Raw genomic sequence first — 13,423 nt, 5'->3', positions numbered from 1 at the left:
ACGACCGTGTCCGAGCCCCGTCCCGAGTCCCAGCCCGCCCAGCAGCAGCAGGTCCCCGGCACGCTGGGGGAGATGGACCCCAAGCCCGACCACGGCGAGGAGAGCTACCGCGGCTCCGGCCGGCTGACCGGCAAGGCGGCGGTCATCACCGGCGGTGACAGCGGCATCGGCCGAGCCGTCGCGATCGCCTTCGCCCGCGAGGGCGCCGACGTCCTGATCTCGTACCTGAACGAGCACGAGGACGCCAAGGACACCGCGAAGTACGTCGAGGAGGCCGGCCGGAAGTGCGTGCTCGTCGCCGGTGACCTCGCCGACCGCGCGCACCAGAAGACGATCATCCCCAGGGCCGTCGAGGAGTTCGGCAGGGTCGACGTCCTGGTGAACAACGCGGCGTTCCAGATGAGCCACCCGTCGGTCGAGGAGATCTCCGACGAGGAGTGGGACCACACCGTGGCGGTGAACCTGACGGCGATGTTCACGCTCACCAAGGACGCGATCCCGCACATGCAGCCGGGCGCCTCGATCATCAACTCGTCGTCGGTGAACTCGGACAACCCGAGCCCCAACCTCATCGCCTACGCGATGACCAAGGCCGGCATCGCCAACTTCACCGCCAGCCTCGCGCAGATGCTGGCCGAGAAGGGCATCCGGGCCAACAGCGTCGCCCCGGGTCCGGTGTGGACGCCGCTGATCCCGGCGACCATGCCGGAGGAGAAGGTCGAGAGCTTCGGCCAGCAGGTGCCGATGGGACGGGCCGCCCAGCCGGCCGAGCTGGCCCCGGTGTACGTGCTGCTGGCCAGCGACGAGGCGTCCTACGTCTCCGGCGCCCGCGTCGCGGTCACCGGCGGCAAGCCGATCCTCTGACGAAGGCCCCCGTGGCCGTCGATGACCAGGTGAGCTGATCACCACCGGTCCTGGCTCACCACCGGTCGTGAGCCAGGACCCTCGACGACCAGCTCACCTGATCATCGCGGCGATCCGGGCGGTGTCGGCCGGGCCGACCCGGCAGCAGCCCCCGACGAGCCGGGCGCCGGCACCCAGCCACGCGGACACCTGGGCGGCGTCCACCCCCGGCGTGCCCGTCCAGCGGCGCGTGCCGGCGTCCCAGCCCTCACCGCTGTTCGGGTAGGCGACCAACGGCTTGCCCGACGACGCGGCCGCCGCCAGCGACGGGCCGACCGCGGCCGGGTCGGTGCAGTTGACGCCCACGGCCACCACGGCGTCGAGCTCGCGTGCCATCGCGAACACCTCCCCGGCCGGCTCACCACGCCGGGTGCGCACGATGCCGTCGCCGTCCACCACCGTGGTGAGCGACAGCCAGACCGGCATCCCCAGCATGTCGGCCTCCTCCAGCAGCGCCTCGGCCTCCGCGGCGGCGGGCACCGTCTCGCAGGCCAGGACGTCGGCCCCGGCCTCGGCCAGCCACTCCATCCGCGGCCGGTGCCACCGCCGGAGCCGGTCGACACCGATCTCGTCGGCGTAGGCGCCGGTGTACTCCGACCCGTCCGCGAGGGCCGCGCCGTAGGGCCCGACGGACCCGGCGATCCACGCCTCCGGGGCTCCCTGCTCCGCCAGGTGGACCGAGCGGACGACGAGCCGCCGGGCCTCCGTCGCGTCCAGTCCGGCAGCGGCGAGCCCCTCCACCGACACCTGGTAGCTGGCCGTCGTCGCCACCTGGGCGCCGGATGCGGCGAAGGCGGCGTGCGCGGCGACGACCGCCTCCGGGTCGTCGTGCAGCAGCCGGGCCGACCACAGCGCCGAGGAGAGGTCGTGCCCCTGCGCCTCCAGCTGGGTGGCCAGGCCGCCGTCGAGGACCACCGTCCCGACGGCCAGCGCGGTGGCGAGGGGGAAGTCGGGCATGCCCCGATGGTGCCCGTCCCGCCCGTCCTGCGGCGGGCGGCCCCCACCCCGAGGATCGGGCGCATGGTCTTCATCTGGAGCAGCGGCTGGGGCCCGCGGCGGCGCCGGCACGGACCGGGGTACGGCCGGAGGTACGGGCCGCGCTACGGGTACGGGCGTGGGTACGGCTACGGGCCGCGCCGCGGCCACGACCGGGACGGCTCGTGCCTGCGCGACCTGCTGTTCCTCAACACCGGGTGCTGCCTGGCCAACGCGATCGGCTGCGGCGTCGACGGGCTGTTCCTCGTGCCGACGACGGTGCGGCACGTGCACGCCACCGGCACCGGGCGGCGCGGGACCCGGGTGCGGGAGCGGCTGGTCGCCGCCGTGCGGGTCTACCAGCGCGAGGTCAGCCCCCGGCGCCCGCCGTGCTGCCGGTTCGAGCCGACCTGCTCGGCCTACGCCGTCCAGGCGCTGGAGCGGCACGGCGCCGGACGAGGCAGCTGGCTCACCCTGCGCCGGCTGGTGCGCTGCCGGCCCGGCGCGGCCGGTGGCCCGGACCCGGTGCCGGCCGCCGGCTGAGCACCGGGCCCAGCCGCGGACTCGAGTGCAGGAGGCACACCCCGGCCGTGCCGAGCACCGGGCCGGCCGTGGACGCCGGGACGTCGGCCACCTGCCAGCCCGAGGTCGTCCGCTCCGGGGACGGCCTCGCGACCAGGGCGCCGAGGACGGCGGCGGCACAGGTCAGCGCCGCGGTCGCCGCCACCACGGCCCGGGTCCGGCGGGCGCGGTCGTCGGTGTCCCGGTGGTCACGCGCGGCAGCGTGGCACGCAGGGTGCCCGGCGTGGGGCCGCGAACCGGCGGTGTCGTCACACTGGGGGCCGTGCCCGTCGCCGACGACGCCGCCGCGGACCTGCCGGTCAGCGGCTCGCTCGTCGTGCCCGCGGCCGCGCTGCGCTGGCGGTTCTCCCGCTCGTCGGGCCCGGGCGGCCAGGGCGTCAACACCGCCGACTCCCGGGTGGAGCTGTCGGTCGCGCCGCTCGAGCTGGCCGGCCTGTCCGACGTCCAGCGGCAGCGGCTGGTCGAGCGCCTGGCCGGCCGGCTGGTGGACGGCGTCCTGACCGTGGCCGCCAGCGAGCACCGGCAGCAGCTCCGCAACCGGCAGGCCGCGCGCGAGCGGCTGGCCGCCGTCCTGCGCGCGGCGCTCGCCCCACCGCCCGCGGCCCGCCGGCGCACCCGGCCCACGCGCGGGTCGCAGGAGCGGCGGATCCAGGCCAAGAAGCAGCGCGGGCAGCTCAAGAAGCAGCGCCGCTCCTGGGACTGAGGCAGTGCCCTCGCCGTGGCTTCTGCTCTGCCCACGGTGTGGGCAGAGCACGAGCGTCCCGGAGGACACCCGTCGCCCCGGGGTCGGGTTCAGCCGCCCGCCACCTCGGCCCGCCGGCGCTCCAGGAAGGCCCGCTCGCGGGCGTTCCCGGCCAGCGCGAGCGCGTCGTCGTAGGCCTCCGCCGCCTCCGTGTCGCGGCCCAGCCGGCGCAGCAGGTCCGCCCGGACGGCGGGCAGCAGGTGCGAGCGCGGCAGGTCGAGCGCGTCGACCAGCGCCAGCGCCACCGCGGGGCCGTCGACCTCGGCCACCGCGACCGCCCGGTTGAGCGCCACCACCGGGCTCGGGTTGAGCGCCAGCAGGTGGTCGTAGAGGGCCAGCACCTGGCGCCAGTCGGTGTCCGCGGCGGTCGGGGCGTCGCTGTGCACCGCCTGGATCGCCGCCTGCACCTGGTAGGGCCCCGGTGTGCCGCGCCGCAGGCAGTGCCGCACCAGTTCCTGCCCCTCGGCGACCAGGTCGGCGTCCCACCGCGTGCGGTCCTGCTCGCGCAGCGGCACCAGCGACCCGTCCGGCGCGACCCGGGCCGCGCGGCGCGACTCGCTCAGCAGGACGAGCGCCAGCAGGCCGAGCACCTCGGGCTCGTCGGGCATCAGCCCGGCCAGCTCGCGGGCCAGCCGGACCGCCTCCGCGCACAGGTCGGTGCGCACCAGGCGGTCCCCGGCTGACGCCGTGTGCCCCGCCGTGTAGACGAGGTAGACGACCGCCAGGACGCCGGCCAGCCGGTCGGGCAGATCGGCCTCGGTCGGCACCCGGTAGGGGATGCGGGCGTCGCGGATCTTGGTCTTGGCCCGCACCAGGCGCTGGGCCATCGTCGCCTCGGGCACCAGGAAGGCGTGCGCGATCTCCGCGGTCGACAGGCCGCCGACCAGCCGCAGCGTCAGCGCCACACGGGTCGCCGGCGCCAGGGCGGGGTGGCAGCAGGTGAACAGCATGCGCAGCCGGTCGTCGCGCACGGCGCCCTCCTCGGGCGGGGGTCCGGGCTCGGCGAGCAGGGCCGCCGCGCGGTACCGGTCGATGCGGGTCGACTCGCGGCGCAGCCGGTCGATGGCCCGGTTGCGGGCGGTGGTGACGATCCACCCGGCCGGGCTGGGCGGCACGCCGTCGACCGGCCACCGCTGCACGGCGGTGAGGAAGGCGTCCTGCACCGCCTCCTCGGCGGCGTCGATGTCGCCGAGGAGGCGGGTGAGGACGGCGACCGCGCGCCCGTAGGACTCGCGGAAGACCGCCTCCACGTCGGGAGTGCGGACGTCGGGCACCGCGTCAGACGCCCGGGCTCGCGACCGGCCGGACCTCCACCGGCAGGGTCGTCGCCCGGGCGACCTCGCGGCCCCAGGCCAGCGCGGCGTCGAGGTCCTCGGCCTCGACGACCGTGAAGCCGCCGACGTGCTCCTTGGCCTCCGCGTAGGGGCCATCGGTGACCAGGAAGTCCTCGCCCGCGGGCCGCACCACGGTCGCGGTCTCCGCCGGGTGCAGGCCGGCGGAGAAGACCCAGGCGCCGGCGGCGTGCATCCGCTCGGTCACCGCGGCCACGTCGCGCATGATCGGCTCGAGCACCTCGGGCGGGGGCACCGGGCCGTCGGGCTGGATCAGGCTGAGCAGGTACTGCGGCATGGGGACCTCCTCGGGTCCGGCGGCCGGCACGGTACCGGCCGCTCACCCCCTGTACGAACGAGCTCGCGTCGCATCGACAGGTCGGGCGGAACTGCCGCCGCGCATCCTGACGTCACCCGGTCCGGGTGCGGCAGCCGCCGTGGTCAGCCGAGGCGCGGCAGGTCGCACGGCACCGCCGGCGGGTGTGCGGACAGCCGCTCGAGGGTCCGCAGGCCCATCGGGCTCATCGCCGGGTTGCTGTCGAGGTGGTACCAGCCCACGCCGAGGGCCTGCTGGAGGGCCCAGGCCGCACCGCGCGCCCACTCGACGTCGCCGCTGCCCAGGTCGGTCTGCAGGGCCTGGCGTGGGCCCACGTCGAACACGTGCCAGGCGGCGACGAGGCCGAGCGCCGGGTCGGCGGGGCCCAACCCGCCCACGTCGACCCGTCCGGCACGAGCGGGAACCGCGGGCCGGCGTGGCGCCGATCACGTGCCCCGGCCGGGGCAGGGTCGGTGCGGGCGAGAGGACGAGGGTCAGTCGGCGGGGGTGGCGGCGACGATGGCGTTGGCGTGACCGTGGCCCAGACCGTGCTGGCTCTTGAGCCAGGCGACCTGCTGCATGTGCCGGGCATCGGGGTGCTCGGCGCGGTACTCGCGCAGCAGCTGCTGCCAGTGGCTGATCGGCTTGCCGTACTTCTTCTCGATGGACGGGAAGTAGGCACTTCCCTTGACAGGCTCGGACATCGGGGCCTCCGGTCGACGCGGCCGTCCGGGTCAGGCGGTGGGTGGCTGATCAGGGCGGCGCTGACCGCTGCAGTGTCGGCCTCGTGGGCCTGCCCGGCCAGGGTGCGGCGCCGACCGTGGGAGAGGTGGACGGCGAACGCGTCGGCACCCGTGCGCATCGTCGCGACGTCGGCCCTCGGGCCAGGGGGGCCGCCGTGCCCCGCGGGATCCCCGCGGGCACCACCGAGCTCCGCCGACGACCCTCGTCCACCCCGTAGCCGGTTGCCCTCGGACCCGCGGTCGTTCACGTGGCCGGGTCGTGGGTCGAGGACGGGTTCGGGTTCCGCCCGACCGCAGCGAGCAGCTGATCCTGTGGTGGCGCCTGGCCGGGCACGCGGACGGCGGCTCGGTACATACCGGTGGCCTGGAGTCGGTCGCCGAGGGCCAGGACGCCGGGGAGCAGTGCGCGGACAGCGTCGGGATCGAGGTCGGCTGCCTGTCCCGTGGCGGTGGCCAGGTCCCAGGCGTGGACGACGGGCTCGATGAGTGCGATGCCGAGGAGTTGTCCGACGGTCTGCGACCCCAGGGGGGTGGCGACCGACGTGCTCGGCGCGATCCCGGCGAGTGCTCGGGTGATCTGCTGTCGGACCTCGGACCAGGTGGCGGCCGGGGCGCGGCCGCCGAGGGCTCCGAGCGCTGCTGAGTCGGTGACCGGCGGCCGGGAGCCGACACCGGTGGCCATGGCCAGGACCTGGTGCTGCCCGTCGACGAGGTGCCCGAGCAGCTGCCGGGCCGACCAGTCGGGGCAGGGCGTGGGGACGTCCCAGCAGTCGGCGGGGACGGCGTCGACCACGGTGCTGAGGCGGTCGAGAGCGCGCAGGTAGAGCTCCCGTGGTGCGGTCACGTGTCCTCCGGGTGGAGCAGTGGGGCGAGGGCGTGCCAGGCGCCGGCGGCCAGGTCGGCGGCCACGGTGTGCAGGGAGTCGTCGGGATCGGCCAGCCAGCCGCGGGCGTAGTACTGGGCAGGACCGAGCCACAAGGAGGCCACGACGGTCAGCGGTGGCGATCCGGTCCAACCCCGGGCGGTGAGCCAGCCGGCGATCTGGGTGAAGAACTCACGGTTGGCGCTCAAGGCAGGCGCAGGCAGCCCGACGCGCAGCGTCTGCGGGGCGGCCGAGAGCAGCAGTCGTGCCAGTCGTCGATTGTCGGCGACCCACCGCAGGTGTCGCTGCACCACCGCGGCGACCGCGTCGCGGCTGGCGGTCGCGGCGTGCAGCTCGGTCACCAGCTCGGCCTGATGTGCCCTCATCGCCGCGGCGATCACGGCGCCGGCCAGGTCGTCGCGGCTGGGGAAGTGGTGGAACAAGGTGCCGTTGCTGACACCGGCCCGCTGGCGCACGGTCGCCCGCGCCGGCCTGTCCCTCGCCGCACTCATCGGTGGCACGATCGCCGCGGCTCGTCGCTCACCGAGCGCGCCGTGACCGCGCGCCGGAGGGGGGATCGATCCCCACGCCCTGACGTGAGGGATCAGTCCTGCGGTGGGCGCACCAGCAGCCACAGCGGCAGGGCGCCGTCGGCGCTCTCCATCGCCCGGTCCACCTCGAAGCCGAGATGCCGCAGGAACCGGACCGCGGCCCAGGTCGAGACGACTGCGGCGGCCGGCACGCCGGTCGTGTCGCAGTGGGTGAGCGCCGGCTGCACGAGCGCGGTGCCGTACCCGCGCCGCCGGCTGCTGGGCCGGGTGCCCAGGTGGGACAGCCACCAGTGCGGGCCGGCCGGGCGGGCGGCGTCGACCAGCTCGCGGGTGTCCCGCACCCGCGACCAGTGCGACCCGCTGATGTGCGGCAGCTCGGTGGCCAGGGCGGTTCGGACGTCGTCCGGCACCGGCCGGGTGCCCGGTGCGCCCTCGGGGGCCTCCCAGGTGGCGACGCCGGTGACGTCCTCGGTGACCCACCCCGTGCCGGTGGAGACCGCTCGGTGGCCGGCGTCGAGTTCGGCGAGGCGGGTCAGCCGCTGGAACCGGCCGTCGTCCGGCAACGCCCAGCGGGCCCAGCGCGAGGTGGACAGCGCGAGGGTCAGGGTGGCGGCGATCCGGGGCACGTCGCGCTGCTCGGCGGGGCGGACCGACGGGGCGCCGACGTGCACGGTGATCACGCGGTCGGCCACCCGGCCAGCGTAGGCGCGGCCTAACAACCGCCGCCGGGACGGCGTGAGGTCTCCGGAACGCAGGGTTGACGCCGATGCCGTCGCCGGGAAACCGCGGGCCCGGAACCTCGTCGGCGTGACCGCGACCGCCCTGCCCGGAGTGCTCGCCGGGCCCGGCCCGCGCACCCGGACGACGCAGACCCACTGCCCGTACTGCTCGCTGCAGTGCGGCGTCACGATGACCGCCGGCGACCGTCCGGCGACGCTGCAGCCGGCCGACTTCCCGACCAACCGCGGCGGCCTGTGCTCCAAGGGCTGGTCGGCCCCGGAGCTGCTCGACCACCCCGAGCGGCTGACCCGCCCGCTGGTCCGCGCGGTCCCCGGCGACCGCACCAGCCCGCTGGTCGAGTCCACCTGGGAGGAGGCGCTGGACCGGGTCGTCGCCGCGATCGACCGCACCCGGGCCGAGCACGGCCCCGACGCCGTCGGCTGCTTCGGCGGCGGCGGGCTGACCAACGAGCAGGCCTACCAGTTCGGCAAGTTCGCCCGGGTCGCCCTGCGGACCAGCGCCATCGACTACAACGGCCGCTTCTGCATGTCCTCGGCGGCCGGCGCGGCCAACCGCGCCTTCGGTCTCGACCGCGGCATGCCGTTCCCGCTCTCGGACATCGCCGCGGCCGACGTCGTCGTCCTGGTCGGGTCCAACCCGGCCGACACCATGCCGCCGGCGATGCAGTGGTTCGACGAGGGCCGCGCCCGCGGCGCGCAGCACGTCGTCGTCGACCCCCGCCGGACGGCGACCGCCCGCAACGCCGCCCTGCACCTGCAGCCGCTGCCGGGCACCGACCTGGCGCTGGCCAACGGGCTGCTGCACACCGCGATCGCCGAGGGCCTCGTGGACGAGGACTACGTCGCGGCTCGCACCACCGGCTTCGAGCAGGTGCGGGAGGGGGTCGGGGCCTACTGGCCCGACCGGGTGGAGCGGCTCACCGGCGTCCCCGTCGCCGACCAGCGCCGCACCGTCTTCGCCCTGGCCCGGGCCGAGCGGGGCATCGTGCTGACCGCGCGCGGCGCCGAGCAGCACCGCAGCGGCACCGACACCGCGCAGGCGTGGATCAACCTGGCGCTGGCCCTCGGCCTGCCCGGCCGGGAGGGCAGCGGCTGGGCCACCGTCACCGGCCAGGGCAACGGGCAGGGCGGGCGCGAGCACGGACAGAAGGCCGACCAGCTGCCGGGCTACCGCAGCCTCGCCGACCCCGCGGCCCGCGCCCACGTCGCCGCCGTCTGGGGCGTCGACCCCGACGACCTGCCGATGCCGGGGAAGAGCGCCTTCAAGCTGCTCGACGCGCTCGGCACCGACGGCGGTGTGCGCACGCTGCTGGTGCTCGCCTCCAACGTCGCGGTCTCCGCCCCCGACGCCCGCCGGGTGATGAGCCGGCTGGCCGACCTGGACTTCCTCGCGGTCAGTGACTTCTTCCTCTCCGAGACCGCCGAGCTCGCCGACGTCGTCCTGCCCAGCGCCATGTGGGCCGAGGAGGACGGCACGATGACCAACGTCGAGGGCCGGGTGATCCGCCGCAGGCGCGCGCTGGACCCGCCCGACGGCGTCCGCGACGACCTGCAGCTGCTCGCCGAGCTGGCCGACCGGCTCGGCGCCGGGCACCTGTTCTCCGGCGACCCGGAGACCGTCTTCGCCGAGCTCGGCCGGGCCAGCGCCGGGGGAGCGGCCGACTACGCCGGCATCAGCTACCGGCGCATCGACGAGGAGCAGGGCGTGTTCTGGCCCTGCCCCGCGCCGGACCACCCCGGCACCCCGCGGCTGTTCACCGAGCGCTTCGCCACCCCCGACGGGCGGGCCCGGTTCCTCCGGGTCGAGCACGTGGAGGCGCACGAGCGGCCGGACGCGGAGTACCCGTACGTGCTCACCACCGGCCGCGTGCTGGCGCAGTACCAGTCGGGAACCCAGACCCGCCGCTCGCGGAGCCTGCAGCTGGTGGCCCCGCTGCCGCGCGCCGAGCTGCACCCCGACCTGGCCCGGCGCCTGGGCATCGGCCCGGACGACGTCGTGGAGCTGGCCACCCGCCGCGGCCGCGCCCGCTTCTCGGCGCAGCTGTCCGACGACATCCGCCCCGACGTCGTCTTCGCCCCCTTCCACTGGGGTGGCGGGTCGTCGGCCAACGCGCTGACCGACCCGGCGCTGGACCCCACGTCGGGGATGCCGGCCTTCAAGGTCTGCGCGGTCGCCGTCACCCGCGTCGCCGGCCCGGTCGAGCGGCTGCCCGCCCCCGACGCCGCCGGCCAGCCGCAGCCGCGGCCGCACGCGGCGCCCGCGGCGCGCACCCCGCTGCCGCCGGCACGCAGCCCCCGTCCCCCCGCCGGCCGTCCCCACCCGCCCGCCGAGACCCCGCACCGCCCGTTCCCGAGGAGGACCCCCCGCGTGAAGAGCACACCCCGCTTCCTGCAAGGCGTGTACCCGATCACCGGGGAGGGCCTGGACAAACCGGGCCCGATCGACCCGGCCCTGCGCTACACGGTGCCCGGCGGCGCCGCCGCGCAGGCCCTGTACTTCCGCGGGGGCAACTCCACCGAGCACCTGGTGTACGTGCTGCTGGTCCGCGACGGGGTGCCCGTGCGCTGGTTCCCGATCGGGGCCAAGGGCGACGTGCACGTCCCGCTGCGGGTCGTCGAGGACCTGCCCGGCGGCACGGTCGTCGAGCTGCAGGCGGCCGCGCCCATCGGCGTGACCGGCGAGCTGGTGGTCGACCTCGGGCTGGTGGAGGTCTGATGACCGTGCTCGGTGGCCGGCCGACCGGCCTGACGTCCCTCCACCTCGACGACGAGCTCGATCTCCGCGCCCGGCTGGTCGTCGTGGGCAACGGCATGGCCGGCGCCCGCCTGGTCGAGGAGGTGCTCGAGCGCGGCGGGGCCGAGCAGTTCCGGATCACCGTCCTCGGCGACGAGCCGCACGGCAACTACAACCGGATCATGCTCTCGCCGGTGCTGGCGGGGGAGTCGCACGAGGACGACATCGTCCTCAACAGCCACGACTGGTACGCCGACAACGGCGTGCTGCTGCGGGCCGGCGTCCGGGCGACGCGGATCGACACCGCGGCCAAGCAGGTGCACGCCGACGACGGGAGCGTCGTCCCGTACGACCACCTGGTGCTGGCCACCGGCAGCTACTCGTTCATCCCGCCGATGACCGGGGTCCGGCGGGAGGACGGCGCCCTGCTGCCCGGCGTCTTCGGGTTCCGCACCATCGACGAGACCCGCGCTCTGCTGGAGGCCACCGGCCGCTGCCGGAGGGCCGTCGTCATGGGCGGCGGGCTGCTCGGGCTCGAGGCCGCCCGCGCGCTGCAGGGCCACGGGCTGCAGGTGGAGCTGGTGCACGCCATGCCCTACCTGATGAACGCCCAGCTCGACGCGGAGGCCGGTGCCATCCTCAAGAAGAGCGTCGAGTCGCTGGGGATCGGCGTCCACCTCGACGTCCTGGCCACCGAGGTGCTCGGCACCGAGCACGTCGAGGGCGTCGTCCTCAAGGACGGCCGGCGGCTGGACTGCGACCTGCTCGTCGTCGCCGCCGGCGTCCGGCCGCACACCGACGTCGCCGTCCTCTCGGGCCTGGAGGTCGAGCGCGGCATCGTCGTCGACGACCAGCTGCGGACCGACGACCCTGACGTCTACGCCATCGGCGAGTGCGCCCAGCACCGCGGCTCGGTCTACGGCCTCGTGCAGCCGGCCTGGGAGCACGCTCGCGTGCTCGCCGACGTCCTCACCGGCGCCGACCCGGACGCCGAGTACCACGGCAGCCGGACGGCGACCAAGCTGAAGGTCGCCGGCGTCGACGTCGCCACCATGGGGGTCAACACCCCGGAGCGCGACGACGACGAGTTCCTCGTCATCTCCGAGCCCAAGCGCGGGGTGCACCTGTCGGTGGTGATCCGCGACGACGTGCTGGTCGGCGCCACACTGCTCGGCGACACCCGCAAGGTCGCCTACCTGACCCAGGCCTTCGACCGCGGCGCGCCGCTGCCGGAGGAGCGGATCCGGCTGCTGGTCGACCTGTCCGACGGCGCCGAGGAGGTCGGCGTCGCCGAGATGCCGGCCGACTCGCAGGTCTGCAACTGCAACGGCGTCTCGAAGGGCGACATCTGCGGTGCCGTCGCCGGCGGGTGCGGCAGCGTCGGCGCGGTCATGGACGCCACCCGCGCCGGCAAGGGCTGCGGCTCCTGCAAGAGCCTGGTGAAGCAGATCGTCGAGTGGGCCGCCGACGGCGAGCTCACCGAGGACCCGGCCGCCTCCTACTACGTGCCCGGCATCCCGCTGGCCAAGCCCGAACTCGTCGCCGCCATCCGCGAGCGGGACCTGCGCAGCGTCTCGGCCGTCTTCGCCGCGCTCGCCCCCGGCGGGCAGGACGACGCGAAGTCGAAGATGGGCCTGACCTCGCTGCTGAAGATGGTGTGGGGCGTGGACTTCGTCCCCGAGAAGGACGGCGAGTTCATCAACGACCGGGTGCACGCCAACATCCAGCGCGACGGCACCTTCTCCGTCGTCCCGCAGATGAAGGGCGGGGTGACCACCCCCGCGCAGCTGCGCCGGATCGCCGAGGTCGCCGAGAAGTACGAGGTCCCGATGGTCAAGGTGACCGGCGGGCAGCGGATCGACCTGCTGGGCGTCCGCAAGGAGGACCTGCCGGCGGTGTGGGACGACCTGGGCATGCCCTCGGGGTACGCCTACGGCAAGAGCTTCCGCACCGTGAAGACGTGCGTGGGCAGCGACTTCTGCCGGTTCGGCCTCGGCGACTCCACCCAGCTCGGCATCGACCTGGAGACGCGGTTCCAGGGCATCGAGAGCCCGGCGAAGATGAAGCTCGCCGTCGTCGGCTGCCCCCGCAACTGCGCCGAGGCCTACGTCAAGGACGTCGGTGTCGTGGCCGTCGGCAACGGCAAGTGGGAGGTCTACGTCGGCGGCGCCGCCGGGGCCACCGTCCGCAAGGGCGACCTGCTGGCCACCGTCGACTCGCCGCAGGAGGTGCTCCGGCTCACCGGCCGGTTCCTGCAGTACTACCGGGAGAACGCCAACTGGCTGGAGCGCACCTACGACTTCGTGCCGCGGGTCGGCCTGGAGCGGATCCGGTCGGTGCTGCTCGAGGACAGCGAGGGGATCGTGGCGCAGCTGGACGCGAACATGCAGAAGTCGGTCGACGCCTACACCGACCCGTGGGGCCAGGACGGCAAGGAGCCGGCCACTCCCGGCCAGTTCCGCACCTCGCTGCCGCTGGTCGCGCTGCCGAAGGTGCCGGTCCGATGAGCACCGCGACGCAGCTCGAGCACGTCGCCGAGGCCGCCCGGCCCACCACCCCGGGCACCGATCGGGGCACGCCGGCCACGGGGGTCGCCGTCCCGGGCCAGGCAGCCCCGGTCCGGGGCGAGGCGCACGCCGTCGGCCGGGTCGACGAGGTGCCGCCGGGGGAGGGCCGAGCGTTCGTGGCCGGGGGCGTGCAGGTCGCCGTCTTCCGGCTGCGCGACGGCTCGCTGCACGCCACCCAGGCCGCCTGCCCGCACGCCGGGGGCCCGCTGGCCGACGGGCAGACCGACGTCGACGTGCTCGTCTGCCCGCTGCACCTCTTCGCCTACCGGTGGCGCGACGGCGCCTCGACGTCCGGAGCCGCGCCGATCCGCGTCTACCCGGTGCACGAGTCCGGCGGCGAGATCGTCGTCGAGGTCTAGGCCGCCCCTCCAGGGGAG

General features: G+C 75.4%; 14 protein-coding genes. 6 read left to right on the top strand and 8 right to left on the bottom strand.

Annotated features, from left to right (window positions below; translation table 11 throughout):
- The first annotated feature begins 6 nt into the window (after nucleotides 1–6).
- Nucleotides 7–864 (top strand): glucose 1-dehydrogenase, encoded by an 858-nt coding sequence (locus BMW27_RS04730; protein ID WP_175486369.1) that lies wholly within the window; start codon nucleotides 7–9, stop codon nucleotides 862–864.
- 93 nt (nucleotides 865–957) lie between these two features.
- Here BMW27_RS04730 and mmuM read toward each other — a convergent pair whose 3' ends face one another.
- The gene (mmuM, locus tag BMW27_RS04725; RefSeq protein WP_091440007.1) at nucleotides 958–1,860 is read right to left on the bottom strand and encodes a homocysteine S-methyltransferase; all 903 of its coding nucleotides are present in this window, start codon (nucleotides 1,858–1,860) and stop codon (nucleotides 958–960) included.
- A gap of 63 nt (nucleotides 1,861–1,923) precedes the next feature.
- On the opposite strand from mmuM, the gene yidD reads away from it, so the two are divergent.
- Together yidD and arfB are read left to right on the top strand one after the other, a co-directional pair.
- A complete protein-coding gene (gene yidD / locus BMW27_RS23855) occupies nucleotides 1,924–2,421 on the top strand; it encodes a membrane protein insertion efficiency factor YidD (protein WP_245743309.1) in 498 nt (165 codons plus the stop codon).
- A gap of 301 nt (nucleotides 2,422–2,722) precedes the next feature.
- Nucleotides 2,723–3,163: an alternative ribosome rescue aminoacyl-tRNA hydrolase ArfB gene (gene arfB, locus BMW27_RS04710; protein ID WP_091441386.1), complete on the top strand. Its 441-nt coding sequence runs from the start codon at nucleotides 2,723–2,725 to the stop codon at nucleotides 3,161–3,163.
- An 89-nt stretch (nucleotides 3,164–3,252) separates the two neighbouring features.
- Here arfB and BMW27_RS04705 read toward each other — a convergent pair whose 3' ends face one another.
- The 7 genes from BMW27_RS04705 to BMW27_RS04675 all read right to left on the bottom strand — a co-directional run bounded on the left by BMW27_RS04705 (nucleotide 3,253) and on the right by BMW27_RS04675 (nucleotide 7,697).
- A complete protein-coding gene (locus BMW27_RS04705; protein ID WP_245743308.1) occupies nucleotides 3,253–4,452 on the bottom strand; it encodes an RNA polymerase sigma factor in 1,200 nt (399 codons plus the stop codon).
- 28 nt (nucleotides 4,453–4,480) lie between these two features.
- A complete protein-coding gene (locus BMW27_RS04700; RefSeq protein ID WP_091440001.1) occupies nucleotides 4,481–4,831 on the bottom strand; it encodes a YciI family protein in 351 nt (116 codons plus the stop codon).
- Between the two features lie 143 nt (nucleotides 4,832–4,974).
- On the bottom strand, nucleotides 4,975–5,247 hold the full coding sequence (locus BMW27_RS04695) for a hypothetical protein (RefSeq protein ID WP_091439999.1): 273 nt from the start codon (nucleotides 5,245–5,247) through the stop codon (nucleotides 4,975–4,977).
- Between the two features lie 96 nt (nucleotides 5,248–5,343).
- A complete protein-coding gene (locus BMW27_RS04690) occupies nucleotides 5,344–5,553 on the bottom strand; it encodes a DUF4287 domain-containing protein (RefSeq protein ID WP_091439996.1) in 210 nt (69 codons plus the stop codon).
- A gap of 283 nt (nucleotides 5,554–5,836) precedes the next feature.
- Nucleotides 5,837–6,436 (bottom strand): TIGR03086 family metal-binding protein, encoded by a 600-nt coding sequence (locus BMW27_RS04685; RefSeq protein ID WP_091439993.1) that lies wholly within the window; start codon nucleotides 6,434–6,436, stop codon nucleotides 5,837–5,839.
- Complete coding sequence (locus BMW27_RS04680) at nucleotides 6,433–6,966, bottom strand: TetR/AcrR family transcriptional regulator (protein ID WP_091439989.1); 534 nt, start codon at nucleotides 6,964–6,966, stop codon at nucleotides 6,433–6,435. Before BMW27_RS04680 ends, BMW27_RS04685 begins: the two co-directional genes overlap by 4 nt.
- 92 nt (nucleotides 6,967–7,058) lie before the next feature.
- Entirely contained in the window at nucleotides 7,059–7,697 is a 639-nt protein-coding gene (locus tag BMW27_RS04675) for a GNAT family N-acetyltransferase (protein ID WP_245743307.1), read from the bottom strand.
- Nucleotides 7,698–7,812: 115 nt separating this feature from the next.
- On the opposite strand from BMW27_RS04675, the gene BMW27_RS04670 reads away from it, so the two are divergent.
- The 3 genes from BMW27_RS04670 to BMW27_RS04660 are packed head-to-tail and all read left to right on the top strand — an operon-like array spanning nucleotide 7,813 to nucleotide 13,405.
- Complete coding sequence (locus tag BMW27_RS04670; protein WP_091439986.1) at nucleotides 7,813–10,461, top strand: molybdopterin oxidoreductase family protein; 2,649 nt, start codon at nucleotides 7,813–7,815, stop codon at nucleotides 10,459–10,461.
- The gene (nirB, locus tag BMW27_RS04665; RefSeq protein WP_091439982.1) at nucleotides 10,461–12,986 is read left to right on the top strand and encodes a nitrite reductase large subunit NirB; all 2,526 of its coding nucleotides are present in this window, start codon (nucleotides 10,461–10,463) and stop codon (nucleotides 12,984–12,986) included. The genes BMW27_RS04670 and nirB overlap by 1 nt, the downstream gene beginning before the upstream one ends.
- Nucleotides 12,983–13,405 carry a Rieske (2Fe-2S) protein gene (locus BMW27_RS04660; protein WP_091439981.1) on the top strand — a complete coding sequence of 141 codons (423 nt, stop codon included), beginning with the start codon at nucleotides 12,983–12,985 and terminating at the stop codon, nucleotides 13,403–13,405. The genes nirB and BMW27_RS04660 overlap by 4 nt, the downstream gene beginning before the upstream one ends.
- Nucleotides 13,406–13,423 lie beyond the last annotated feature (18 nt).

Source organism: Geodermatophilus poikilotrophus, assembly GCF_900111455.1.
GTDB classification, from domain to species: Bacteria; Actinomycetota; Actinomycetes; order Mycobacteriales; family Geodermatophilaceae; genus Geodermatophilus; species Geodermatophilus poikilotrophus.
Note: the sequence above shows the minus strand (reverse complement) of the source record. Positions and strands in the feature narration are given on the sequence as shown.